21 protein-coding genes are annotated in these 23,939 nt (G+C 72.8%); 9 read left to right on the top strand and 12 right to left on the bottom strand.

The genetic code is table 11. The annotated features are described in order from the left end of the window. Positions 1 to 12: 12 nt before the first annotated feature. Positions 13 to 1,143 (bottom strand): MFS transporter, encoded by a 1,131-nt coding sequence (locus tag LHA35_RS13180; RefSeq protein WP_226608739.1) that lies wholly within the window; start codon positions 1,141 to 1,143, stop codon positions 13 to 15. A 156-nt stretch (positions 1,144 to 1,299) separates the two neighbouring features. Here LHA35_RS13180 and LHA35_RS13185 point away from each other — a divergent pair, with 156 nt between their 5' ends. From LHA35_RS13185 to fdxA, 3 genes are all read left to right on the top strand, one after another. Continuing rightward, on the top strand, positions 1,300 to 4,428 hold the full coding sequence (locus LHA35_RS13185; protein WP_338050871.1) for a helicase-related protein: 3,129 nt from the start codon (positions 1,300 to 1,302) through the stop codon (positions 4,426 to 4,428). 96 nt (positions 4,429 to 4,524) lie between these two features. Further along, positions 4,525 to 4,830: an RNA-binding S4 domain-containing protein gene (locus LHA35_RS13190; RefSeq protein ID WP_226608740.1), complete on the top strand. Its 306-nt coding sequence runs from the start codon at positions 4,525 to 4,527 to the stop codon at positions 4,828 to 4,830. 169 nt (positions 4,831 to 4,999) lie between these two features. Continuing rightward, positions 5,000 to 5,332 (top strand): ferredoxin FdxA, encoded by a 333-nt coding sequence (gene fdxA, locus LHA35_RS13195; RefSeq protein ID WP_226608741.1) that lies wholly within the window; start codon positions 5,000 to 5,002, stop codon positions 5,330 to 5,332. A 185-nt stretch (positions 5,333 to 5,517) separates the two neighbouring features. On the opposite strand, the gene LHA35_RS13200 is transcribed toward fdxA, so the two are convergent. Continuing rightward, positions 5,518 to 5,958 carry a response regulator gene (locus LHA35_RS13200; protein WP_226608742.1) on the bottom strand — a complete coding sequence of 147 codons (441 nt, stop codon included), beginning with the start codon at positions 5,956 to 5,958 and terminating at the stop codon, positions 5,518 to 5,520. Between the two features lie 93 nt (positions 5,959 to 6,051). Beyond that, positions 6,052 to 7,209 carry a sensor histidine kinase gene (locus tag LHA35_RS13205; protein ID WP_226608743.1) on the bottom strand — a complete coding sequence of 386 codons (1,158 nt, stop codon included), beginning with the start codon at positions 7,207 to 7,209 and terminating at the stop codon, positions 6,052 to 6,054. A 104-nt stretch (positions 7,210 to 7,313) separates the two neighbouring features. On the opposite strand from LHA35_RS13205, the gene LHA35_RS13210 reads away from it, so the two are divergent. The 3 genes from LHA35_RS13210 (at position 7,314) to LHA35_RS13220 (ending at position 10,163) form a co-directional block, all read left to right on the top strand. Continuing rightward, positions 7,314 to 8,459 (top strand): YbfB/YjiJ family MFS transporter, encoded by a 1,146-nt coding sequence (locus LHA35_RS13210; protein ID WP_226608744.1) that lies wholly within the window; start codon positions 7,314 to 7,316, stop codon positions 8,457 to 8,459. Between the two features lie 435 nt (positions 8,460 to 8,894). Continuing rightward, positions 8,895 to 9,419 carry a hypothetical protein gene (locus tag LHA35_RS13215; RefSeq protein WP_226608745.1) on the top strand — a complete coding sequence of 175 codons (525 nt, stop codon included), beginning with the start codon at positions 8,895 to 8,897 and terminating at the stop codon, positions 9,417 to 9,419. A gap of 396 nt (positions 9,420 to 9,815) precedes the next feature. Next, complete coding sequence (locus LHA35_RS13220) at positions 9,816 to 10,163, top strand: hypothetical protein (protein ID WP_226608746.1); 348 nt, start codon at positions 9,816 to 9,818, stop codon at positions 10,161 to 10,163. A gap of 339 nt (positions 10,164 to 10,502) precedes the next feature. Here LHA35_RS13220 and LHA35_RS13225 read toward each other — a convergent pair whose 3' ends face one another. Continuing rightward, a complete protein-coding gene (locus LHA35_RS13225) occupies positions 10,503 to 11,495 on the bottom strand; it encodes a Bug family tripartite tricarboxylate transporter substrate binding protein (RefSeq protein WP_226608747.1) in 993 nt (330 codons plus the stop codon). A 213-nt stretch (positions 11,496 to 11,708) separates the two neighbouring features. On the opposite strand from LHA35_RS13225, the gene LHA35_RS28650 reads away from it, so the two are divergent. Further along, positions 11,709 to 13,712, top strand: a complete 2,004-nt coding sequence (locus tag LHA35_RS28650; protein WP_264185518.1) for a DUF4139 domain-containing protein — start codon at positions 11,709 to 11,711, stop codon at positions 13,710 to 13,712. A gap of 16 nt (positions 13,713 to 13,728) precedes the next feature. Here the strand turns inward: LHA35_RS28650 and LHA35_RS13240 are convergent, their stop codons facing one another. The 8 genes from LHA35_RS13240 to LHA35_RS13275 all read right to left on the bottom strand — a co-directional run bounded on the left by LHA35_RS13240 (position 13,729) and on the right by LHA35_RS13275 (position 21,569). Then, entirely contained in the window at positions 13,729 to 14,721 is a 993-nt protein-coding gene (locus LHA35_RS13240) for a D-2-hydroxyacid dehydrogenase (RefSeq protein WP_226608748.1), read from the bottom strand. Between the two features lie 7 nt (positions 14,722 to 14,728). Continuing rightward, entirely contained in the window at positions 14,729 to 15,517 is a 789-nt protein-coding gene (locus LHA35_RS13245; RefSeq protein ID WP_226608749.1) for a class II aldolase/adducin family protein, read from the bottom strand. Between the two features lie 12 nt (positions 15,518 to 15,529). Next, a complete protein-coding gene (locus tag LHA35_RS13250; protein WP_226608750.1) occupies positions 15,530 to 16,537 on the bottom strand; it encodes an amidohydrolase family protein in 1,008 nt (335 codons plus the stop codon). Positions 16,538 to 16,568: 31 nt separating this feature from the next. Further along, a complete protein-coding gene (locus tag LHA35_RS13255) occupies positions 16,569 to 17,360 on the bottom strand; it encodes an enoyl-CoA hydratase/isomerase family protein (protein WP_226608751.1) in 792 nt (263 codons plus the stop codon). Positions 17,361 to 17,436: 76 nt separating this feature from the next. Further along, complete coding sequence (locus tag LHA35_RS13260; RefSeq protein WP_226608752.1) at positions 17,437 to 17,697, bottom strand: hypothetical protein; 261 nt, start codon at positions 17,695 to 17,697, stop codon at positions 17,437 to 17,439. Between the two features lie 61 nt (positions 17,698 to 17,758). Beyond that, positions 17,759 to 19,219 (bottom strand): HAMP domain-containing sensor histidine kinase, encoded by a 1,461-nt coding sequence (locus LHA35_RS13265; RefSeq protein ID WP_226608753.1) that lies wholly within the window; start codon positions 19,217 to 19,219, stop codon positions 17,759 to 17,761. Positions 19,220 to 19,470: 251 nt separating this feature from the next. Then, the gene (locus tag LHA35_RS13270; RefSeq protein WP_226608754.1) at positions 19,471 to 20,151 is read right to left on the bottom strand and encodes a winged helix-turn-helix domain-containing protein; all 681 of its coding nucleotides are present in this window, start codon (positions 20,149 to 20,151) and stop codon (positions 19,471 to 19,473) included. Positions 20,152 to 20,543: 392 nt separating this feature from the next. Further along, positions 20,544 to 21,569 (bottom strand): trypsin-like peptidase domain-containing protein, encoded by a 1,026-nt coding sequence (locus LHA35_RS13275; protein WP_226608755.1) that lies wholly within the window; start codon positions 21,567 to 21,569, stop codon positions 20,544 to 20,546. Positions 21,570 to 22,009: 440 nt separating this feature from the next. Between LHA35_RS13275 and phnC the strand changes: the two genes are divergently transcribed. After that, entirely contained in the window at positions 22,010 to 22,834 is an 825-nt protein-coding gene (phnC, locus tag LHA35_RS13280) for a phosphonate ABC transporter ATP-binding protein (protein WP_226608756.1), read from the top strand. Between the two features lie 91 nt (positions 22,835 to 22,925). Then, complete coding sequence (gene phnD, locus LHA35_RS13285; protein ID WP_226608757.1) at positions 22,926 to 23,915, top strand: phosphate/phosphite/phosphonate ABC transporter substrate-binding protein; 990 nt, start codon at positions 22,926 to 22,928, stop codon at positions 23,913 to 23,915. Positions 23,916 to 23,939: the final 24 nt, after the last annotated feature.

The following is a 23,939-nucleotide window of genomic DNA, read 5'->3' on the forward strand; positions in this document are numbered from 1 at the left end:
GTCACAGCTGCTCTAGCCGGCCGCGCGCAGCGCCCGCTTCAGGCGCCAGGCCAGCGGCAGGGCCAGGGCGCAGAGCGCCGCCATCGCCCAGAATCCCTGCCCGCCCCAGGCGGCATAGAGCGGGCCGGAGGCAAAGGTCAGCAGCCCCGAGGCCAGCCCGACGCCGAGCGAGGCGTGCAGCGTCTGCGCCGTCGCGGCCTGGGCGGGGGGCATGCCGCCCAGCACCCGCATCGCCGCCAGGTGCTGCGCCCCGAAGGTCACGGCATGCAGCAACTGCACGGCGGCCAGTGCCGGCAGCCAGCTGGTCTCGGCCGTGACGCCCCAGCGGACCAGCCCCGCCGCGGCGGCCAGCGCCGCCAGCCCGGCCGCGCCCAGCCGGTCGGCGACCGGCTTGCCCCAGAGGAAGAGCGCGACCTCCGCCACCACCCCCTCCGCCCAGAGCAGGCCGATGACCCCGGGCGAGAGGCCGGCTGCCTGCCAGTGCAGCGTGGCGAAGCCGTAATAGAGCGCATGGCTGCCCTGGATCAGCGCCGAGAGCGGCAGGATCCGCCGGAAGGCCGGGGAGGCGAAGGGCGCCCGGAAACCGCCCCGCCCGCCCCCGCCCCGGCGCAGCGGCGGCAGGCCGCGCGCCGCCAGCGCGGTCAGCGCCAGGCAGGCCGAGGCCAGCCAGATCACGCTCGTCACCCCGAAGCCCTGCACCGCCTGCCCCGCCGCGACGGCCGCCAGGATGAAGGAGAGGGAGCCGGCCGAGCGCACCCGCCCGTAGTCGAAGCGCCGCTCCCGCGCCGCGCCCAGGCAGAGCGCGTCCGAGAGGGGGATCACCGGCGCGTTCACCATGGCGTGCAGTACGGCGACCAGCAGCAGCGCGACGAAGCCCTGCGCCAGGGCGAAGCCGGTCACCGTGCAGGCGGCCAGCGCCGCGGCCAGCACCAGGATGGTCCGCGCATCGCCGAAGCCATCCGCCCCGCGCCCCACCGCAGGCGCCGCCAGCAACCGCACGGCCGAGCCGGCGGCGAGGATCAGCGCGATCTGCTCCGGCCCCAGCCCCTGCCCGGCCAGCACCGCCGGCAGGAAGGGCATCAGCACGCCGACGGCGGCGAATTGCGCGGCAAAAAGCAGGGCGAAGCGGGTGGGAACCGGCATGGCGCGGGGCGTCAGCGGCCCGGCCGGGGGCCGGGAGATGCCGCGCGGCGGGCCGGTCCGCGGGCGGCATGGTCTCGTTCTGCGGGCATCATCGCCCACTAACCCCCGGCCGGCGCGGTTGCAAATCGCGCGTATCCGGCCCATGCATGGGCCCGCATGCCGGATACCCACCCCCCCATGTTCGACGCCCGGGTCAAGGCCGTGTTGGGCCCTACCAACACCGGCAAGACGCATCTGGCGATCACCCGCCTGCTCGCCCACAGCAGCGGCATCATCGGTTTCCCGCTCCGCCTGCTGGCGCGCGAGAATTACGACCGCATGGTGGCCGCCAAGGGCGAGCGCTACGTCGCCCTGATCACGGGGGAGGAGAAGATCATCCCGCCGGAGGCGAAGTGGTTCGCCTGCACGGTCGAGGCCATGCCGCTCGACCGAAGGGTCGAGTTCGTGGCGGTGGACGAGATCCAGCTCTGCGCCGACCCCGACCGCGGCCATGTCTTCACCGACCGGCTGCTGAACGCCCGCGGCATGGTCGAGACCATGTTCATGGGCGCCGAGACCATCCGGCCGCTGCTGCAGCGCCTGGTCCCGCAGGCCGAGGTCGAGACGCGCCCGCGCCTCTCCCAGCTGACCCATGCCGGCCCGGCCAAGCTGACCCGCCTGCCGCCGCGCAGCGCCGTCGTCGCCTTCTCGGCGGCCGAGGTCTATGCGATCGCCGAGGCCATCCGCCGCCGCCGCGGCGGCTGCGCCGTGGTGATGGGGCGCCTCAGCCCCCGCACCCGCAACGCCCAGGTGGCGCTCTACCAGAACCGGGAGGTGGACTTCCTGGTGGCGACGGACGCCATCGGGATGGGGCTCAACATGGATGTGGACCATGTGGCCTTCGCCGCCCTGCAGAAATTCGACGGCCACAAGGCCCGGGCGCTCACGGCGCAGGAGGCGGCGCAGATCGCCGGCCGCGCCGGGCGCGGCATGCGTGACGGCACCTTCGGCACCACCGGGGACTGCCCGCCCCTGCCGGACGAGATCGTCCACAAGGTCGAGAACCATAATTTCGAGACGCTGCAGACGCTGGCCTGGCGGAACAGCGAGCTCGACCTCACCAGCGTCGATGCGCTGCTCGACAGCCTCTCGACCCCGCCGCCCTTCCCCGGCCTTGCCCGCGGGAACGATGCGGACGACTTCATCACGCTGTCCATGCTGGCGCGGGAGGAGGAGGTGCGCGGCCTTGCCCATGGCCGCAACCGCGTCCGTCTCCTCTGGGAAGCCTGCCAGGTGCCGGATTTCCGCAAGCTGGCGGACGATACCCATGTCCGGCTCTGCGGCCGCATCTTCAAGCACCTGGCCGAGGACGGCGTCCTGCCGGATGACTGGGTGGCCGGCCAGATCGGGCAGTGCGGCAATACCGAGGGCGACCTCGACACGCTGATGGCCCGCCTCGCCAATATCCGCGTCTGGTCCTATATCGCCGCCCGCGCCGACTGGACCCGCGACGCCGCGACCTTCCAGGCGGAGGCCCGCAAGGCCGAGGACGCCGTCTCCGACGCGCTGCATGAGCGGCTGACCGCCCGCTTCGTGGACCGCCGCGCCGCGCATCTGATCCGTCGCCTGGATGATACGGAGGAGGACCTGCTCTCCGCCGTCACCCGCCAGGGCGAGGTGGTGGTGGAGGGCCATGCGGTCGGCCGCGTGGAGGGTTTCCTCTTCCACCCCGAGACCGAGGCGGAGACGGAGGAGGAGCGCAAGCTGGTGCTGCGCGCCGCCCGCCGCGCGCTGCGGGAGGAGATGCCGCGCCGCATCGCGGCGGTGGAGACGGCGAAGGACGAGGCCTTCGCCCTGACGCCCGGCCACCGCATCACCTGGACCAGCCCCGGCGCCGCGCCGGCCGAGATCGCCCGGCTCCGCCCGGGCTCCGAGCCTGGCAAGCCGCAGGTCGAGGTGCTGGCCAGCGAGTTCCTGGACGGCGCCCAGCGCGAGCGCGTCCGCGCCCGCCTCGCCAAATGGGTCGAGGGGCTGGTGGGCAAGGAGCTCGCCATCCTGTCCACCATCGAGGCCAAGGCAGAGGCCGAGGGCGCGCTGCGCGGCCCGGCCTTCCAGCTGCGCGAGCATCTCGGCCTCGTCCCCGGCAACACCAATGCCGAGATCAACCAGGACCTCCGGCAGAAGTTGAAGGCGATCGGCGTCCGCGCTGGCCGCTTCGCCCTGTTTGTCCCGGAGGCACTGAAGCCGCGTGCCATGGCGCTGCGCGCCCAGCTCTGGGCCATGTCGCGCAACATCGACACGCCGCCCCTGCCCGCCCCCGGCCTGGTGGCGCTGCAACTGCGCGAGGCGCAGGACGGCGAGGAGAATCCTCCGCCGCCGATCGGCTGGCCGACCGGCTTCGCCCAGGCCATGGGCTGGCTGCCGGCGGGCCCCGTGCTGCTGCGCCTCGATGTCGCGGAGCGGATCGCGGCCGAGCTCGGCTTCCTGACCCGCCGCGCGCCTGCGCCGCCGCCGCCCGACCTGGCCAGCCGGCTGGGGGTGAAGGCCGACACGCTGGGCGCGGCGCTGACCGCGCTCGGCTTCCGGCTGCTGGAGCCGCCGCCGCTCGCCGAGAACGAGTACGGACCGCCGACGCCGCTGCGCGTCGCCCAGCCGCGGCCGCAGCACCACCAGCACCATCGTGGCCCGCGCCACCAGGGCCGCCCCGGCCAGGGGCCGCGCCCGGATGGCCAGCGGCAGGACGGGCCGCGCCATGGCCGCCGGGAGGACCGCCGCGAGGCGCGGCCGGACGGCCAGCGCGAGGCTCGCCCGCCGCAGGAGGGCCGCCCGCCGCGGGAGCACCATGCCCCGCGCGACCGCCAGGAAGGCAGGCCGCCGCGCGACCGGCAGGAAGGGCGCCCGCCGCGCGACCGTGACCGCCGCCCGCCGCGGGAGCAGCGCGAGGCCCGGCCCGCCCCGCAGCCGGAGGTGCCGCTGCCGCCGCCGACCAGCGCGGCGATGATCTTCTATGGCCCGCCCATCCCGCCCGAACTGCGCAAGGGCCCGGGCAAGCTGGAGGTGACGCGCGGCGGCTTCGGCGGAAAGCCGTTCCAGAACCGCGACCGCGGCCCGGGCGGACCGCCGCGCGGCCCGCGGCCGGACCGGCGCGAGGAGGATCGCGGCCCGCGCGGCCCCCGCGCCGATCATCCCTCCCATCGGGGCGAGCGGCCGGAGGCGCCGCCGCGCGGCAAGCCGGCCGAGCCCGCCGGGCCGAACCCGGATTCGCCCTTCGCGGTCCTGGCGCGGCTCAAGCTGCAGCAGGGCTGACCACCCGGGGGCGTGACCTGGCGCCCCCGGCAAAGCGGTGGCGCGCCGCCGCGGCGCGCCGCACTCTGGGGGCCTTCGGGGAGGGGGCATGACAGCGTGGCGGAAGGCGGCGAGGACCGGGACTGGCAGCGGCTCGACAAATGGCTCTGGTGCGCGCGGGTGGCGAAGACCCGCAGCGCCTGCGCCCGCATCGTCGAAGGCGGCAGCGTCCGCATCAACCGGCAGCCGACCGACAAGCCGCATGCGAAGCTGCGCGCGGGCGATGTGCTGACCTTCGCGCTCGGCTCGCCCGAGCGGGGGGTGGTGCGGGTGTGGAAGGTGGTCGCGCTCGGTGACCGGCGCGGCCCGGCGACCGAAGCGCGGACCCTGTTCGAGGATCTCTCGGCGGCGGGACCGGCCTGAACCTGATCCGGGCGCCTATTCACGCTTCTCTGCGCCTGATCTGATCTTATTCCCGCTTCGTTTTGGTGATTTTCGCCCCCCCTCCGGCCAGCCAGTGGCTTGCCAGAGGCCGCGTCGCGGTCCATGTCTCCCCCCCTGCCGCATCGCCGGGCCTGAGGGACTGCCAGCCGTGACCTATGTCGTTCTCGAGAACTGCATCAAGTGCAAGTACATGGACTGCGTGGAGGTCTGTCCGGTGGACTGCTTCTACGTCGGCGAGAACATGCTGGTCATCCATCCGGACGAGTGCATCGATTGCGGCGTCTGCGAGCCGGAATGCCCCGCCGAGGCGATCGTGCCGGACAGCGACGACCGCGCCGCCGAATGGGCCGAGTTGAACCGGACCTATGCCGCGCAGTGGCCGAACATCACCCGCAAGGGCGAGCCGCCGGCCGATGCCGATGAATGGAAGGACAAGCCCGGCAAGAAGGACCTGTTCAGCGCGGAGCCCGGCCAGCCCTAGGGCCAGCATCGCCTGAGTGGCCCTGCTCAGGCGACGCATCGCGCCTGTCCGGCTGGACGGCCGAGGCGGCTCGCAGGGAGTGTGACTCCGCCCCGCGAATCCCGGCATGCGGCGGTCCGGCATGGCCATGGACGGGCGGGAGCCCCGCAGGCGTACCGGCCCCGGACGCGCTCCGGCGTCTGGCCTCAGTCTCTGCCGGCGCCATCCCGCTGCCGGCGGCCGATCACGGGCCGCGCGCCCGTTTGCGCCTGGACGATGACGCTGCGCACCGCCTCGCCCAGTTCGTTGCTCTGAATCGGCTTCTGCAGCCGCGCCGTGGGCCAGCCGAGGCCCCGCAGATCCGCCTGCGGCGCATCCGGGTCATAGCCTGTCACCACCACCACCGGCAGGTTCGGCTGCCGCTCCCGCAGCCGGCGGATCACGCCATGGCCCAGCAGCCGGCCATTCAGCCGCAGATTGACCACCGCCACCGCGAGCCCGTCCGGTGACATGGCCAGCGCCGCCGCCTCGGTGCAGGCGATCTGCGTCTCGAACCCCTCGGCCTGCAGGACATCCTGCATCTCGAGCGCGAGCAGCGCCTCGTCCTCCACCACCAGCGCCAGAGGCGCCCTGCCCTGCTGATCCATGCGTCCCCGGACCCGGTTCCGATGGCGCCCAAGCTCGCGCCGAACGCGAAACTATCGGATCGGAATGGTTACCAAAGCACACAGCCGCGTGCTTCACGCCAGTGACAATGGCCGCAGCACCAGGCTGAGCCGCGTGCCCCGGCCGGTCGCCGTCCAGTCGAGCCGGGCCGAGAGCTGCCGGGCCAGCCCATCGATCAGCCGCATGCCGGTGCCGCCGGTGCGCTCCGCCGGCAGGCCCCGCCCGTCATCCCACAGCAGCAGCCGCGCCTCGCCGCCCCGCGCCGGCTCCAGCCGCAGACCGATGGTCCCGCCATCGGTCTCGAAAGCGTATTTCAGGCTGTTGGTGATGAACTCGTTGACGATAAGGCCGAGCGGCGCCGCCTGCTCCGGCCGCACGATCATGCGGCGCATCTCCAGCACCAGGCGGATGCGCCGCTCCTCCTCGGCATGGAAGCGCAGCAGCGTGCCCGCCAGCTCGCCGAGATAGGCGCCGAGATCGACCCGGTCCACATCGCCGGCCAGGTAGAGCTTGTCATGCAGCAGCCGCAGCGCGTCGACGCGCTGGCGCACCACCTGCAGCGCCTCCTGCGCCTCGGGGGTCGTGGCCCGCCGCACCTGCAATTGCATCAGGCCGACGATGACCATCAGGTTGTTCTTCACGCGGTGCTGCAACTCGCGGAACAGCCGCTCGATATCGGCGGCGCGGGCGCGCAGCTCGTCGCCCGCGCGCAGGCGCTCCACCGCCGCGGCCAGCATGTTGGCATAGGTCTGCAGGAAGGCGATCTCGTCGCCGTCGAAGGCACGCGGCTCCCGGCTGTCCACCTCCAGGATGCCATAGGGCGGCCTGCCATCGGCGCCGATGACGAGGACGTTCACGAAGGACCGCACGCCATGCTCCACCATGAAGGGGGGCAGGCGGAAGCGCTCCTCCTGGTCGGTGTCGGCGCAGGCCAGCGCCTCCGGCGTCGCCAGGGCCAGGCCCTCCAGCGTGCCGGGATCGGCCTGCAGCGTGACCTGCCCGACCACGCCCGGCTGCCAGCCGACGCCGGCCCGCACCAGCAGCGTCCGGCCATCCGGCTGCAGTTCCAGCACCTTGGCGAGGCCGGTGCCGAGCCCCTCCGCGACCAGCCGGCAGGCATCGTGCAGGATCTCCTGCAGATCCTCGGAATGCAGTGCCAGTTCGCCGAAGCGCGCCAGCGCCGTCTGCTGCGCCAGCAGCCTGTCCCCGCTGCGCTGCGTCGGTTCGAGCATGGCGGTTGAAAAGCCAGGCCGGGCATTCGGTTCCGCAGGCATGACGGGCCGGCCATGCGGTGCCGGCACTGGCAGCGGGGGCGCAGCCGTTTACGCTCGGCCCCGTGTCCAGCTTCCTCCGCCATGCCCTCGCGGGCGCCGCCGCCACCGCCTCGGGCAACGGGCTCGCGCGCTTTGCCTATGTCCCGCTCTTCCCGGCCATGGTCGGGGCAGGCTGGGTGAATGGTGGGGAGGCGGGGACGCTCGGCGCCGCCGCGCTGCTCGGCTACCTCATCGGCACGCTGCTCGGGCGCCGGTCCGCGCGCCGCCTCGGCGTACCGGGCACGCTCGATCTCGGCATGGCGCTGGTCGCCCTCTCCCTCGCGGCCTGTGCCTGGAATGGCGGCTTCTGGTGGTTCCTGCTCTGGCGGACCATGGCGGGGGTGGCGGGCGGGCTGCTGATGGCGCTGGCCGGCCCGGCCACCCAGGCCTCCGTGCCGCCCGAGCGGCGCGGCGCGGCGGGTGGCGTGGTGATCGCCGGGGTGGGCCTCGGCATCGCCACCGGCGCGCTGGCCGTGCCGGCGCTGCTGGGCACGGGCCTGCCGGGCACCTGGCTCGGCCTCGCCATGCTCGTGCTGCTGCTCTGGGCCTTCGCGCATCCGCGCTGGCCGGACATGGCGGTGACGGGCGTCGCGGCCGAGCCGCCGCCGCGCGCCCGCCTCCTCCTGCTGCTCTATGGGCTGCACGGGGCGGGGATGGTGCCGCCGATGGTCTACCTGGCCGATCTCGCGGCGCGGGGCCGGGGCCTCGGTATCGAGATCGGCGCGCTGCTCTGGCTGGTCTTCGGCCTGGCGGGCATCGCGGGCGGGGTGCTGAGCGGGCGGGTGGTGGACCGGTTCGGCGGGCGGCGGACGCTGCTGGCCTGGCTGCTGGTCCAGGCCCTGGCCCTCGCCCTCGCCCTGCCGCCGGTGGCCGCGCTGGTGTTGCCGGCCGCCGCCGCCGCGGGCTTCGCGGCGATCGGCGTGACGACGGTGACGCTCGGCGTGACGCGGGAAATGGCGGGGCCGCGGGCGACCGGGCTCTGGGTGCAGTGCACCGCGGTCTTCGCGGTGGTGCAGACGGTGGTGGGCTTCGCCCTGGCCGCCCTGTTCGCCGCGACGGGGGAGAGCCATGCGGCGGTCTTCGGCACGGGGCTCGCCTTCTCGCTGGCTGCCTTCGTCGCCTCCATCGCGCTGGCGCGCCAGCCGCCGGTGCGGCTGGCGGAGTGGTGAGCGCAGGGACCGGAGGCTGTCACAGGCGCGCGAATGTTGCGCCCGGCACCGTCGCGCGAGCAGCAACAACCGGAGTAGTGCCGAAGCCCCGCCGCGGTCGCGGAGGCGCGGCCATGCGCCTCCACCAACATATAGCGGCAGCGCTACATCGCATTTTACGTTCCCAACGTCGGCCGCCCCACTCTGTATAGACGGAACCCACAGACACGGTCCGCAATGCCAAGAATCGGGCAGCTTGAGCGAAAACCCTCTCTGTCAATAGAGAACATTGCATCAACACGGTCTGCGGCGAAGAAAAATCCTTCTACGAGCCATTGGCGGCGCATAGACACCTATTGATCGCGAGCCTTGGCTTAGGCATATTAGCCGTTACGGAGACAGGGGCACGTTGTGGCGGACGAGATGCTAAGGGCAGCACGGGAAGAGGAGGCTCGGTTGACCGCCGAACTCGAAGCCCTGCCCTTAATGCGGAAACTCAAGGCCGTGCAGGCGGTGATCGCGGCCTATGAGGGGCACGCAGAACCGGCCAAGCGATCCTTGTTGGTTCCGCAACATGGCATCACTGGAGTTGGACGCGCACAACACGCATTTGGGGTGAGCACCTTCACCGCATCTTCGCGCAGAGAGTCTTCGGCAGACACGATCAGAGCCGCTGCTGCAGATTACCTCCGAGAGAAGGGTGCCCGCGCAGAGACGCCGGAGATTGTAACGGCCATTGAAGGGCGCGGCGTCTGTATCCCCTCCTCCAACAAGATTGGCGTGGTTAGTTCGTATCTCAGTTCAGCGAAGGGCATTTTCGACAACCAGCGCGGACAGGGATACGGGCTGAAGGAATGGAGCGAGGCTCAGAGCGCAGACAGCGTGCGCGGGGCCGAAGCGCCAGCCAACTTCCTAGCAGGGGTCGCTAACGCAGAACCCGAGAAGGAAGCGGCGGACCCCCAGGAGGGACCCGCCGACTAGCAGTTCAATCGGCAAGCGCAGCGCCCTAGGAAAGTGAAGCGCAAGCCGGAACCTCAACCGAGAAAGGAGTACAGCGTGGTGTGGTACCCCGCCCGGACATTACCCGTAGCCTGACCGATACTCAGCTGCGTTAGCGTCAGAAGTCGGTCAACCAGTCCCCCCCTCTCCACTGAGAGGAGCCTCAGAACGGCGCCACCTGAAAGCGGCGCCGGACTGCAGCGCTACTTCGAGTAGCATGCGCGGGTTGTGCGGTAAAGCGCCAATTCGTAACGTGCGCAGGAGAGGCGGGGGCTGGCGAGCATGAATCAGTTACGCAGCCGCGACAACGGGCCGGTTGATGAAGCCGCAGAAACTCCGTTTGCAAGCGGTAACTCTAGTCTATGGAGTACCGGTCGCATGTATGCGATCGCCTTTGATCTGGACCAGGAGGCGCTCCGGAACCACTACCCCGGCGCAAATCCGAACAACGCTTACGGAGATATCGCTCGCGTGCTGACGGAGCGTGGTTTCTGGCGGCAGCAGGGTAGTGTTTACTTCAGCAACAACCCAAATCCGGTGCAATGCTTCCTGGCGATCCAGGATGTGCAAGCGAAGCACCCATGGTTCCGGGCGGTTGTGCGAGACATGCGAATGCTCCGGATCGAGGAGAACAATGATCTCCTCCCGATCCTAGGTCAGTCCGAACTCCCGCTTGGGCGGCCTCCGCGGAAGCGGCCTGACGTTGGGGAATTCAAGCTGAACTAAATGGCCCGCGCTACCGTGCCGGCTTCTTCGGTCGGCCCGGTAGACGGGCATCCACACAGGATTGCGTGGGCAGGCATTTGGGCGAAGCGATCTGTTTGAAAGCCCGCTCAAAGGCCTCGCCTGTCTCGTCTACCCTGACCTGCCGAGCAGCTTCTACGAATCGTCTAGACTGCTCCGGGTCCGACGTCTTGCTCTCCAACACTGCCAGCTTTGGGCTTGCGCCCCATGCTGCCCTACCCTCGACAAGCTGTTCGATAAGTTAGCCGCTTGCCAACGGCACCCTTGAGCGGCCGTTCGGCCCGGGCGGCTTGGCCAGATGGGACTTGGCGGCAGCGTCAGCTACGGCGTGATTCCCTTGGCGCGGATCAGCCCGCCCCAGCGCGTCAGCTCCTCCGCCAGCAGCTTCGCCAGCGCCTCGCCATCGCCGCCGAGCGGCACGCCGCCCTGCTCGGCGAAGCGCGCCTGCACCTCCGGCAGCGCATGCACCTGCCGCACGCCCTCCAGCAGCCGCGCCGCCACCGCCGGCTCCAGCCCCTTCGGGCCGAGCAGGCCGTACCAGTAGGAGAAGGGGAAATCGACGCCCGCCTCGCGCGCCGTCGGCACCTCCGGCAGCGCGGGGATGCGCCCGCCGCTGGTGCCGATGGCGACCACCCGCACCTGGCCGCCGCGCACCGCGCCCAGCACGGTCGGCGGTGCCGCCAGCAGCATCTGGATGCGCCCCGCGACGAGGTCGGTGAAGGCCGGCCCGGCGCCGCGATAGGGCACATGCGTCATGCGGAAGCCCGCCACGTCCTGCAGCGTCTCGGCATAGAGATGCAGGGAGGAGCCATTGCCCATGGAGCCGAAATTCAGCACCCCCGGCTCCCGCCGCGCCAGCGCCACCAGCTCCGGCAGGGTCTGCGCCGGCAGTGCGGCGGGCACGGCGATGACGGAGGGGTAGTCCACCAGCAGGGAGACCGGCGCGAAATCCGTGCGCACATCGAGGCCGAGATCGGGCATCAGCGGCGGCGCGGTGGCCAGCGAATTCTCGGTCAGCAGCAGCGTGTAGCCGTCCGGCCGCGCCCCTGCCACGGCGCGCCAGGCGATGGAGCCGCCGCCGCCCGGCCGGTTCTCCACCACGAAGGACTGGCCGAGCAGCTCGCCGAGATGCCGCGCATAGAGCCGGCTGACGAAATCGGTGGTGCCGCCCGGCGGCCAGGCGATGATGATCCGCACCGGCCGCTCGGCCGGCCAGGCGGGCGCCTGGGCGCGGGCGGCAGGCATCAGGGCCAGCATCAGGGCGAGGCAGGCACAGACCATCAACAGGGGATGGCGCAGCGCGGCGCGGAGCATAGACGGATCCTCCCGTTCGGGGCGCCTTGGGACGGCGCCGGTGTTGCGCGCATCCTAAGCCGGCTTTCTCCGCCCGGCCCACCCAGGCCACGGGCCAAGGCACCGGCCAGGGCAGATCGCGGCGGGGCATGCGGCCCGCACCACCCGCGCCGCAGGCTGGCGGAGACCGGATTCGGCCCGTTACGCTGCCCAGCCCTGCCCGGAGACACTGCCTTGCGCCGCCCCGCGCCCCGCCTGCCCGCCACCCTCGCGGCGCTGCTCGTCGCGCTGCCCGCCGCCGCGGCCGAGTTGCCGGTGCGCAGCGTCACGCTCTCCAATGCCGGGCTGATGCAGATCGAGCGCGCGGGGGAGCTCGCACCCGAGGCCGCGCTGCGCTTCCGCGTCCCGGTCGGGGATGTGGACGATGTGCTGAAATCGCTGCTGCTGCGCGACCCCGCCGGGCGCGCCGGCGCGGTCCGCCTGCCGGCCCAGGACCTGGAGGCGGAGGCCTTCCGCGGCCTGCCCCTGCGCCCGGCGGATTTCGAGAGCCGCCTGACGCTGCTGCGCGCGCTGGGCGGCCAGCCCGTCGCGGCCGGCGGCGCGGAGGGGCGGCTGGCCGGCGCCGAGGAAGGCGAGGACGGGCTGCGCATCGCGCTGCTGACCGGCAGCGGCCTCCGGCTGCTGACCCTGCCGGAGGGGGAGGAGGTGCGGCTGCAGGACCAGGCGCTCGCCGCCCGCATCGCCCGCGCGGCGGAGGCGCTGGCGGCGAGCCGCAGCGCGGATGTGCGGGAGGTGGAGGTGGCGCTGGAAGGCGCCACGGCGCCGCGCGAGGTCGGGCTCACCTACGTCGCCGCCGCGCCGCTCTGGAAGCCTTCCTGGCGGCTGGTGCTGCCGGACGGTGAGGGCGAGGCGCGGTTGCAGGGCTGGGCGGTGGTGGAGAACCGCTCCGGCGCGGATTGGGACAAGGTGCGGCTCTCCCTCGTCTCCGGCAATCCGGCGGCCTTCGCCCAGGCGATCTATGCGCCGATCCTGGTGCAGCGGCCGGTGCTGCCGGTGCGCGGGGCGGAGCAGGTGCGGGTGGAGGCCGATACCGGCCCGCGCCCGCCGCCGCCGCCCATGCCGCCCCCCATGGCCGCCCCGGCCCCCGCCATGCTGCGCGCCGCGCCCGCGGCCGCGCCCCAGCCTCCGCCGCTCGCCGCCCTGCCCGCGGCGCTGCCGTCCGCCTCCCCCGGCCGGGTCGCCTTCAGCCTGCCCGCCCCGGTCTCGATCCGCGGCGGGGAGACGGCGAACCTGCCCTTCCTCGATGCCACCCTGCCGGCCGAGCGGATCTGGTGGGTGCAGGATCTCGCGGCGCGCCACCCGCTGAACGCGGTGCGCCTGACGAACACCACCGGCCATGTGCTGCCGGACGGGCTGGCCGCCGTCTTCGGCGCGGGCGGCGCCGAGGCGGGGGCCTGGCTGGGCGATGCCGAGCTGCGCGCCCTGGCGCCGGAGGAGCGGCGGATCCTCGCCTATGCGCGCGACCGCGACCTGCAGCTCACCGCCTCCCAGGGCGGCAGCGAGCAGCCGGCGAAGGTGGAGTTCCGCCGCGGCGTGGTGGTGATCGGCCTCCTGCAGCGGGAGGAGACGGCGCTCGCCATCGACCCGCGCGGCGGGCGCGGCCGGCTGGTGGTGGACCTGCCGCGCCGCCCGGGCGCCACGCCGCTCTTTCCGGTAGCGGCGGAGGGCGATTTCGGCCTGCGGACCGAGGCGATGCTGGAAGGCGGGGCGACCACGCTCCGCTTCGCCTGGACGCGGGAGGCGCAGCGGGAGGTGCCGCTCTTCGATGCCGGCCTCGGCGACCCGGTGCTGCTGCGCTGGCGCGACATCGATGTGGAGGAGAGCCTGCGCCGCCTGCCCGGCGGTCCGGGCAGCCTGGAGACGCTGCGCACGGTGCTGGAGCGGCTGCCGGCGGAAGCGCCGGGGCGCGCGGCGCTGGCGGAGGTGGTGGCCGGCCTCGCCGAGGCGCGGCGGCTGCTGGATGCGGCGCGCGGCGCCATCCGCACCTATGCCGTGGCGGAGGCCACGCTCGGCCGGGCCCGGGCGGCGGTGGAGGACCGCAGCGGCCCGGCGCGGGAGGAGGCGCGGCGCCGCCTGACCGAGGCGAGCCAGGCGGCGGAGCGGGCCGGCGCGGCCGCGGATGCGGCCTGGGAGGCCTGGCAGCGGGCGGTGCAGGCGGTGCTGGCGCGGACCAGCTGAAGGCCGGCCCGCCGCCCTACCGCCGCGCCAGGTTCCGCAGCGGCTCGCCCCGCGCCCAGCGGCGGAGGTTGTCGCAGAAGATCGCCGCCACCCGCTCCGGCAGCCCGTCCGAGGCCGCGGCGCTGTGCGGGGAGACGATGACGTTCGGCAGCCCCCAGAAGGGGTTGTCCGCCGGCAGCGGCTCCTGCGTGAAGACGTCGAGGAAGGCGCCGGCCAGGTGCCCCTCCCGCAGCGCGGCCAGCAGCGCCGCCTCCTCCACCACCCCGCCGCGGGAGACGTTGACGAGGTGCCGCCCCGGCGGCAGCAGGGAGAGCGCGCGGGCATCGATCAGGCCGCGCGTCGTCTCGGTCAGCGGGCAGGCGAGGATGAGCCAGTCCGTCCGCGGCAGCAGGTCCGGCAGGGCGGCGAAGCCGGCCACCGCATCGAAGCCGGGCGGGATGCCGGCCCCCGCATCGCGGCGGATGCCGGTGGCACGCAGGCCGAAGGCGCGGCAGAGCCGGGCGATCTCCTGCCCGATCGGACCGGTGCCGATGATCAGCGCCTCCTGGCCCTCGACATCGCGCGGCTCCGGCGCGGCGTAGAGCGGTTCCCAGGCCCGGCGCGCCTGGGCCTCGGCAGCGCGAGGGAATTGCCGGGCGAGCGCCATCAGGCCGGTGATGGCGGTCTGCGCCACCGCGGGCGCGCTGGCGCCGGCGCTGTTGGTGACGAACAGGCCGCGCGCCAGCATCTCCTGATAGACGTCAAGGTCGGTGCCGGCCGAGAAGGTCTGCACCCAGCGGAGATCGGGCGCGGCCTTCAGATATGCGACGAAGCGGAGGAAGCGCGGGTCCAGCCGGTGGCGCGTGCCGCCGGCGAAGAGGTCGCGGGTGACGAAGGCGATCTCCGCGCCGGCCGGGTCGGGCAGCGGGCCCTCCGGCGCGACGGGGACCAGCGCGACCATCGGCACGGCTTCCCGGATGCGGGTGCCGTGCCTTGCCGCGGCGACATCGGACAGCAGCACCCGCACCATGGTCGGCTCAGTCGCGGTAGCTCGGGTCGATGCGGTCCAGCTTGCGCAGCAGCGCCGGCCAGTCGAGCACGCCGAAGGGCCGGCGGACATGCGGCTGGTAGTTCATGTATGTCTTCTCGACGATGTCGTCCGGCACCTTGATCATCGGGCTGTTGCAGGACATCGCCGCGATCTGCGTCCTGCAGGACAGTTCCAGCCGGTGCAGGGCGTTGAAGGCTTCCGGAATCGTGCGCCCGACCGTCAGCAGGCCGTGGTTGCGCAGGATCATGGCGTTGTTGTCGCCGAGGTCGCGCACCAGCCGTTCCTGCTCGCCGAGGTCGAGCACCACGCCGTTGAAGTCGTGATAGCTGATCTTGGCGAAGCGCATGCTGGTCTGGGTGTTGGGCAGCAGGCCGCATTCCAGCGTGGAGACCGCCATGCCCGCCCAGGTATGGGTGTGCGCGACGCAGGCGAGGTCATGCCGCGCCTTGTGGATGGCGGAGTGGATGACGAAGCCGGCGCGGTTCACGCCATACTGGGTGTCGCCCGGGAATTCCGGCGCCAGCAGGACATTGCCGTCATAGTCGATCTTCATGAGCGAGGAGGCGGTGATCTCCTCGTAGAGCATGCCATAGGCGTTGATCAGGAAGGCATCCTCGCCCGGCACGCGGACGGAGACATGGTTCGCGATCAGGTCGCTCATGTGGTAGAGATCGACCAGGCGGTAGCAGGCGGCGAGATCGACGCGGGCCTGCCACTCCTCCGCGCTGACCTTGTGGCGCATGGACGGCACGCGCCAGGTGGTTCCGTCGAGCATGTCCGTTTCCTCCTATGTCAGTTTGCCGGCCGGATTCACCCCTTCGGCCGTGCCGCCCTCAGCCGATCCGGTCCTTGCCTTGCCGGCCGGATTCACCCCTTCGGCCGTGCCGCCCTCAGCCGATCCGGCCGGGAACCCGTAGAGCCGGGCGGGATTGTCCACCAGCACGGCCTTGAGCATCGCGGCGTCCGGGCACCACCCGGCCAGCTTGTCGGCCAGCGCCGCATCCTCCGGCACGGGGTGGTCGGAATAGGCGATATGCGGCCAGTCCGTGCCCCAGACGCAGCGCGCGGCATTGGCGGCCAGCAGCGCTCGGGCGAAGGGATCGGCCCCGGACCAGGGCGCCTCGCCATGGGTGATGCGGTCGGCGCCGGAGATCTTGGTCCAGGCCCGGCCATCCCGCAGCAGGTCGCAGAGGAGACGGAAGCCGGGATGGTCCGGGGCGTCCTGCCGCGTATCGATGCGGCCCATATGGTCCACCACCAGTTCCATGCCGCAGGGCTCCAGCGCCGGCAGCGCCTCCGCCAGGTCGCGGGCATGGATCCAGACCTGCAGGTGCCAGCCACGCTCCCGAAGGCGGGGCCCGAGCGCCTCCAGGCTCTCCAGCCCGACGCCGTTGCGGTAGGTGCGCTCACCGGCGGCGCCGCGCAGCAGGTTGAGGCGCAGCGCCCGCACGCCGGCCGCCGTCATCTCGTCCAGTTCGCGGTCGGTCGTCTCCGGCGGCAGCACGGCGACGCCGCGGAAGCGCGCGGGGTGGCGCCGCAGCGCATCCAGCATGGCCGAATTGTCGGTGCCCTGCGCGCTGGCCGTCACGATCACGCCGCGCTCGAAGCCGAGCGCCTCGAGATGCGCGAGGAAGGCCTCCACCGGCGCCTCCACCGGTGTGTAGCTGCGGTCCTCGGCCAGCGGGAAGCGGCTGTAGGGGCCGAAGACATGCACATGGCTGTCGCAGGCGCCCGGCGGCACGGCGAAGGCGGGGCGCCGGCCGGGCGGGAGGTAAGGGACGCAGGGGCGGGTCATGGGCGCCGCACCCCGGCGGCGGGCATCGCGCTCATCGTCCCTTGAAGACCGGCTTGCGCTTCTCGGCGAAGGCCGCCGTCGCCTCCCGGTAGTCCTCCGTCCCGGCGACCACGCCGGTGCAGCTCGCGGCGAAGGTCAGGGCTTCGGGGAAGCTGCTGTTCGCGCCCTGGCGCACCATGCGCTTCATCAGCCGGATCGCGACCGTCGGCCCGTTCGCCAGCCGCTCGGCCACCGCCATGGTGTGGGACATGAGCTGGTCATCGGGCAGGACCTTGTTCACCAGCCCGATCCGCTCCGCCTCCTCGGCCGAGACGAAATCGCCGGTCCAGAGCATCTCCAGCGCCTTGGGCGTGCCGATCAGCCGCGGCAGCATCCAGGCGCCGCCATCCCCGGCGACGAAGCCCACCTTGATGTAGCTCTCGGCGAAGCGGGCGCTCTCGGCAGCGAAGCGCAGGTCGCCCATCAGCGCCATGTCCATGCCGGCGCCGGTCGCGGCGCCGTTCACCGCGACGATATAGGGCTTGTCCAGCTCCTGCAGGGTCAGCGGGATGCGGTGGACGTGGTTGATCAGGTACTGCCCGCGGTCCCAGGCGGTCTGGCCGCCGGCGGCGTTGCGCGCCATGCGCTTGACGTCGCCGCCCGAACAGAAGATGCGGCCCGCCCCGGTCAGCACCACCGCGCGGATCGCGTCATCGGCGATGCATTCGCGCAGCGCCCGCTCCCACTCCGCCAGCATCTCGGTGGTGAAGGCATTGCCGCTGTCGGGACGGTTCAGGGTGATGGTGGCGATCCCGCCACTGGTCTCGAACAGCAACTCGCTCACGGCGCTTCCCCCTTGGTTGCGGGGAGCTTAGGGGTGGTGAGCTGCCCCCTCAAGCCGCGGGGTCAGAGCGCCGGGATCAGGGCGCCGCCTGGGCCGCGCGCACCGCGCGCCGCAACTTGGCGATGCCGGTGCGGACATGGCCATTGCCGCAAAGCCGCTCGCCCTCCGCCGCCAGGCTGCGGGAGGGTTCCTGCTGCGCCGCCGGCAGAGTGGCGAGGCGCGTCACCAGGCTGCTGCAATATTCCCGAGTGTCGGTGGTGATGCGCGGGCTCGGCTCCGCCGCGGCGGAAACCACCAGGGCCAGGAGGATCGCAGGGGGCGTCAGGGCAGCCGTCATCGCGGTCCGGACAGTGATCCCTTGGGGGTCAAGGGGCGGTGGGCGGAACATGACGCTTCGGTCATGCACCGGGCAAGCGGATCACCACCCGGAGACCGGGCGGCTCCCGCCCCGGCACCGCATCCGCCAGCAGCAATTCGCCGGCATGCATCTGCGCGACCGCCCGCACCAGGGAGAGGCCGAGGCCGGAGCCCGGCGTGGCGCGCGCCCGGTCGGCCCGGAAGAAGCGCTCGCCGGCATGCTTGCGGTCCTCGGGCGAGAGGCCCGGGCCGTCATCCGCCACCGCCACCTCGATCCCCCGCGGCGTCGCGGCGGCGGAAAGCTGCACCGTGCCGCCCGGCGGGGCGAATTTGATGGCATTGTCCAGCAGGTTCGCCACCGCCTGCAGCAGCAGGTCGCGGTCGCCCACCAGGTCCAGCCGCCCGGGCAGGTCGGTGGTCAGGTGCTGGCCGCGCGCCTCGGCCGTCGCCTCGTAGATCTCCGCCGCATCCGCCAGCAGCGGCACCAGGTCGAGCGGCGCGAAGGCGGCGCGCCGGGCGCCCGCCTCGGCCTCGGCGATGCGCAGCAGGGCCTGGAAGATGCGGCTGATGCCATCCAGGTCGGCGATGCCCTGCTCCACCGCCGCGCGCAGCGCCTCCTCGTCCTCCGCCGTCGCCAGCGCATCCTCCAGCTTGGCACGGGCGCGGGCGATCGGGGTGCGCAGGTCGTGCGCGATGGCGTCCGACACGCCGCGCACCCCCTCCATCAGCATGCCGATGCGGTCGAGCATGGTGTTCATGGTCTGCGCCAGCCGGTCGAACTCGTCCTCCCGGCCGGAGAGGGCGACGCGGGAGAAGAGATCGCCCCCGGCGATCGCCGCGGTGGTGACGAAGGCCGGGCGCATGCGGGCCTGCAGCGCCGCGCGGATCAGCCAGGCCCCGGCCAGCGCGAAGACCAGCACGGCGCCGGACGCCCAGACGAAGCCCTCGGTCAGCAGCCGGCGCAACTCGCTGCGCTCGGTCTCGTCCCGGCCGATCAGCAGCCGCAGGCCCGGCAACTCGATCCGGTGCAACCTGGCCTCGGCCTCCGTGCCGTCATGCAGCACGCTGATGCGGAACCAGGGGCCGGTCTCCTGCGCCTGCCTCGGCCAGCTGTCGAGATTGCCGGCGAGCCGCCGCCCGCTCTCGCTCTCCGTCAGCAGGTAGATCGTTTCATTGTCCACATCGACGGCGAGCCGCTCCTCGATCGCCTCGGCGAGGCCGGCCGGCCCGGCCTCGCGCCAGCGCTCGGCGAGGGCGATGGCATCGGCGCGGATGGCGGCATCGGTCTGGCGGTCGAGCGCGCCGGTGGTCGCCCACCACATCACGGCGACCAGCGCGATGGCAGCGGCGGCGAACATCGCGGCGAAGAGGGCGGCGAAGCGGAAGCCCGCGCTCTTCAGCAGGCGCGGCGGGCCGAGGGCCAGGCTGGCCGGGACCGGCGGCGCGGCCGCCCGCCGGCCGGGGGGCCGCACCATTCCGGTGATCGTGGAATGCCCGCTCACCACGCCTGCCGCCCCGGGCCGGCGCCCCGGTCATGCCTCCCGCATGCCGTGGGCAGGATCCGCCCCGCGCGCGACCGCGAGGCCGCAAACGCATGGCGCCTGCCGCATGCCCGCCCGGCCGATCCGGCGCGGGGGGCGCAGGCGCCCAGGCCATGGCGGATGGCGTGCATGGCGGAACGCCATCCGCCATGGCTCATTGTCGTTCGAGCGGCCTCACGCGTCCGGTCGTTCACGGCCTGCCGCAATCCGCCCTAGGGCTCCGCCCGGATCATGTAGCCGGCGTTGCGCACGGTATGGATCAGCGGCTTGTCGAAGCCCTTGTCCAGCTTCTGCCGCAGGCGGGAGACATGGACGTCGATGACATTGGTCTGCGGGTCGAAATGGTAGTCCCAGACCTTCTCCAGCAGCATGGTGCGGGTGACCACCTGCCCGGCATGGCGCATCAGGTGCTCCAGCAGCCGGAATTCCCGCGGCTGCACCTCGATCCGCCTGCCCGCCCGCGTCACGGTGCGCGACAGCAGGTCGAGCTCCAGGTCAGCCACCCGCAGCTTCGTCGCCGGCGCATCCACCGAGGGGCGCCGCCCCAGCGCCTCGACCCGCGCCAGCAACTCGGCGAAGGCGAAGGGCTTGGTCAGGTAGTCGTCGCCGCCGGCCTTGAGGCCCTTCACCCGTTCATCCACCGCCGAGAGGGCCGAGAGGAACAGGACAGGGGTGCGGTTGCCCTGGCTGCGCAGCGTCTCGACCAGGCGCACCCCGTCCACGCCCCCCGGCAGCATGCGGTCCAGGACCAGCATGTCGAACTGCTCGGAGGCAGCCAGGAACAGGCCGTCCCGGCCATTCGTCGCGTGCTCGACCGTATGGCCGGCCTCCTGCAGGCCCTTCCGCACGAAGCGCGCGACCTCGGCATCGTCCTCGACCAGCAGAATCCGCATCTTTTCCCCAATCCTCCTCCGCGCCGGCGGGGCGGCAGCCTTAGACCTCTTCAGGCTGGCTGTGCAGCCTGAGGATGGTCCAGGACTTTGTTCAAATGAGCAGATTCACGACTCCGGGCGTTTCCGCCCCGCGGCGCCCTGCTCCGGCCTGCGGCCGCGCCCGGACGAATCGCCCGGGCGCGGCCGCAGGCGCACCGGGCACCATCCCTTCTGGCCGTAGGCCGGCTTACCGCGGCCTGCCCGGCGCATGTATTCTACACCATGCCCGGAAGGCCGGGACCACGCCCCGCATCCCGGGCGGGCCGCATCCCCTGCCGGCGCCGCCCCATGCCAGCCTCCTGCCATGCTGGCGCAGGCCATGGCCCCAGCCGCCCGCCGCCGCGAGCCGGGTATCAGCCCGCCCCCGGCCGGCGCCCGACCTGCACCGGCAGCTCGCGCTCCCGTCCCTCCCGCAGCACGGTCAGCCGCAGGGTCTGGCCGGGCGGCACCGCCGCCACGGTGCGGACCAGGGCGCGGGAGGTCTCGACGCGGTCGCCATTGATGGCCACCACGATGTCCCCCTGCCGCAGGCCGGCCCGGCCGGCCGGGCTGTTCCGCTCGATGCCGGCGATCAGCACGCCGCGCCGGCCGTCCCGGCCCTCCGCCGGCACCACATCCTGCACCGAGACGCCGAGCCAGCCGCGCTCCACCCGCCCGTCGCGGCGGAGCTGCTCGATCACCGGCCGCGCGAGGTCGGAGGGGGTCGCGAAGCCGATGCCGGCCGAGGCGCCGGAGGGCGAGTAGATGGCGGTGTTGATGCCGATCACCTCGCCCGCCGCATTGAACAGAGGCCCGCCGGAATTGCCCGGATTGATGGCGGCATCGGTCTGGATGAAGTCGTCGAAGGGCCCGGCGCCGATCTCCCGCCCGCGGGCGGAGATGATGCCGGAGGTGACGGTGCCGCCCAGGCCGAAGGGATTGCCCGCCGCCAACACCCAGGACCCGATCCGGGCATTGGCCGAGACCCCCCAGGTCACCGCCGTCAGCGGCCCGCGCGGCTCGATCTTCAGCAGGGCGAGGTCGGTGAGCTCATCCGTGCCGACTACGCGCGCGGGGTGCTCGGAGCCGTCCTGCAGCGCGACCACTACGCGGCTGGCACTGCCGACGACATGGTTGTTGGTGACGATGAAGCCCGCCGGGTCGATGATGAAGCCGCTGCCGGCCCCCACCGTCTCCTGCCGCCGGTTGCGCTGGCGGTCGCGGAAATAGCGCTCGAAAGGCGTGCCGCGCAGCTCGGGCGGGATCTCCATCCGCTGCTCGGAGGTGACGGCGATGTTGACCACGGCGGGCTGCACGCGCTCCGCCAGGTCGGCGAAATCGGGCAGCAGGCCGCGCTGGGCCGCGGCGGGGGCCGGGGCGCAGGCGGTCAGCGGCAGCAAGGGGCCGGCAAGGGCCAGGAGGGTGGCGGCCAGGCCGAGCCTGCGGCGCGGCAGCGGGGCGGAGGACAGGGTGGTGATTCCTCGGGGGGTTGGCAGGCAGGCCGCCCCTCGCAGGACGGCGCTGCTCTGGAAGCAATTCTGGCCGGGTGCGGCTGTTCCTTCAACCTCCCGCGGGCATGAGCACGAAGGCGGAATGAGATCGTCCGCTTCCGGACCTTGCCGCAGGGATGCCTGACGCCGCGTTACCGCCCGCCACTCGGCCCCTCGCGCGCCGCCGCCCATGCCTCCCGCGGGCCAGGCCCGGCCTCTCCGCCGGCCATCGATGTGAGAACCGGAGGGCATGCCCGGACCCGGCCGGCCAGGGCGCGGCCGGCGACCGCCCGCGCCCCGGTGGCGGGGCGCGGCTTCCGCTGCGGCCGGGGCCCGGCTAACCAGGGCGCATGGACGCCGCCGGGTACGCGATGCTGGAATTGCAGGGGCTGACGCGGCGCTTCGGCGCGACCCTCGCGGTCGATCAGGTGAGCCTCGCCGTGCCGGCGGGCCAGATGCTCGGCATCATCGGCCGCTCCGGCGCCGGCAAGTCCACCCTGCTCCGGCTGCTCAACCGGCTGATCGAGCCGACCAGCGGGCGCATCCTGTCGGAGGGGCGGGAGGTGACCGCGCTGCGCGGCCGGGCGCTCCGGGCCTGGCGGCGGGACTGCGCCATGGTCTTCCAGCAGTTCAACCTGGTGCAGCGGCTGGACGTGCTGGGCAATGTGCTGATCGGCCGGCTCGCCCACCAGCACGGGCTGCGCCGGGCCCTGGTGCTGCTGGCCGGCGCCTTCACCGCCGGGGAACGCGCCATGGCGCTCGCCGCGCTCGAGCGATTCGGCCTGCTGGAGGTCGCGCTGCAGCGGGCGGAGACGCTCTCGGGCGGGCAGCAGCAGCGGGTCGCGCTCTGCCGCGCCCTGCTGCAGCAGCCGCGCCTGATCCTGGCGGATGAGCCGATCGCCTCGCTCGACCCCGCCAATGCGCGGGTGGTGATGGAGGCGCTGCGGCAGGTGAACCGGGAGGAGGGGATCACGGTGCTGGTCAACCTGCACCACCTCGACACCGCCCGCGAATACTGCGACCGCATCCTGGCGATGCAGGCCGGGCGGGTGGTGTTCGACGGCGCGCCCGCCGCCCTGGACGCGGCGCGGGTGCGGGAGATCTACGGCATCTCGGAGGAGGAATTCGCCGCCGAGGCCGCCGCCCGCGCCGAGGCGGGGCGGGCGGCGGCATGAGCCCCCTGCCCCGCCGGACCCTCGCATCCGCCGCCACGCACCGCACATGCACCGCCATCGCACGCTCCAGCCCGGGACGGGGACCAGTTCCATGACCACGCGACGCGCCCTTGGCGCCCTGCTTGCCAGCGGCCTTGCCGCCCCGGCCCTCGGCCAGGCCACGCGGCCGCCGCGCCGCAGCGCCGATCCGGACATCGCCTTCCCGAGCCCCGGCCCGCGCGCCTGGGCGCAGCAGATGCGGCAGATCCGCATCGGCCTGCTGGGCGGGGAGAACGAGGCCGACCGGCTCGGCCGCTTCGGGGCCTATCGCGCGCTGATGGAGGAGACCTTCCAGCTCCCGGCGCGGCTCTTCCCCGCCAGCGACTATGCCGGGGTGATCCAGGCCTTCGGGGCGAAGCAGCTCGACATCGCCAACATGTCCCCGGCCGCCTATGCCGCGGCCTGGCTGGACACCAATGGCGGCGTCGAGCCGCTGCTGACCACCGAGGAGGCGGACGGCTCCATCAGCTATGTCGCCGTCATGCTGGCCCGGGCCGATTCCGGCATCACCAGCCTCGAGGACATGCGCGGCAGGGCCATGGCCTGGTCCGACCCGAACTCCGCCAGCGGCTACCTGATCCCGCGTTTCGCGCTGCGCCGGCAGGGGGTGAATCCGGAGCAGTATTTCGGCCGCACCGGCTTTGCCGGCGGGCATGAGCAGGCGATCATCGCTGTGCTGCAGAAGCAGTACGACGCCGCCGTCACCTGGGCCTCCGGCCAGGGCGACGTGAACCAGGGCTTCACCCGTGGCACGCTGCGGGCGATGGTGGACAAGGGCCTGCTCGACATGCGGCAGATGCGGATCATCTGGCGGTCCGAGCCGATCATCAACGGGCCGCAGACGGTCCGCAGCGACCTGCCGGCCGCCTTCAAGGAGGACATGCGGCTCTTCCACCTGGCGCTTCCCAGGGCGCATCCGGAGATCTACCGCCAGATCGAGCGCGGCGGCGGCGCCGGCTACCGCGAGGTCTCGCACCAGGACTACGCGCTGATGATCGAGATGCGCAGGCAGGAGACGGCCGAGCGCCGGCGGCGGAACTGAGCGGCGCACCCGACGGCCGGAGCG

Origin of the sequence: Roseicella aerolata (assembly GCF_020523605.1) — a bacterium.
Classification (GTDB): Bacteria; Pseudomonadota; Alphaproteobacteria; order Acetobacterales; family Acetobacteraceae; genus Paracraurococcus; species Paracraurococcus aerolatus.

Coding starts and splice junctions, on each gene's coding strand:
- LHA35_RS13180 (WP_226608739.1), bottom strand. CDS start 1,143: ATGCCGGTTCCCACCCGCTTCGCCCTGCTTTTTGCCGCGCAATTCGCC.
- LHA35_RS13185 (WP_338050871.1), top strand. CDS start 1,300: ATGCCGGATACCCACCCCCCCATGTTCGACGCCCGGGTCAAGGCCGTG.
- LHA35_RS13200 (WP_226608742.1), bottom strand. CDS start 5,958: ATGGATCAGCAGGGCAGGGCGCCTCTGGCGCTGGTGGTGGAGGACGAG.
- LHA35_RS13205 (WP_226608743.1), bottom strand. CDS start 7,209: ATGCTCGAACCGACGCAGCGCAGCGGGGACAGGCTGCTGGCGCAGCAG.
- LHA35_RS13220 (WP_226608746.1), top strand. CDS start 9,816: ATGTATGCGATCGCCTTTGATCTGGACCAGGAGGCGCTCCGGAACCAC.
- LHA35_RS13225 (WP_226608747.1), bottom strand. CDS start 11,495: ATGCTCCGCGCCGCGCTGCGCCATCCCCTGTTGATGGTCTGTGCCTGC.
- LHA35_RS13240 (WP_226608748.1), bottom strand. CDS start 14,721: ATGGTGCGGGTGCTGCTGTCCGATGTCGCCGCGGCAAGGCACGGCACC.
- LHA35_RS13245 (WP_226608749.1), bottom strand. CDS start 15,517: ATGCTCGACGGAACCACCTGGCGCGTGCCGTCCATGCGCCACAAGGTC.
- LHA35_RS13250 (WP_226608750.1), bottom strand. CDS start 16,537: ATGACCCGCCCCTGCGTCCCTTACCTCCCGCCCGGCCGGCGCCCCGCC.
- LHA35_RS13260 (WP_226608752.1), bottom strand. CDS start 17,697: ATGACGGCTGCCCTGACGCCCCCTGCGATCCTCCTGGCCCTGGTGGTT.
- LHA35_RS13270 (WP_226608754.1), bottom strand. CDS start 20,151: ATGCGGATTCTGCTGGTCGAGGACGATGCCGAGGTCGCGCGCTTCGTG.
- phnC (WP_226608756.1), top strand. CDS start 22,010: ATGGACGCCGCCGGGTACGCGATGCTGGAATTGCAGGGGCTGACGCGG.
- phnD (WP_226608757.1), top strand. CDS start 22,926: ATGACCACGCGACGCGCCCTTGGCGCCCTGCTTGCCAGCGGCCTTGCC.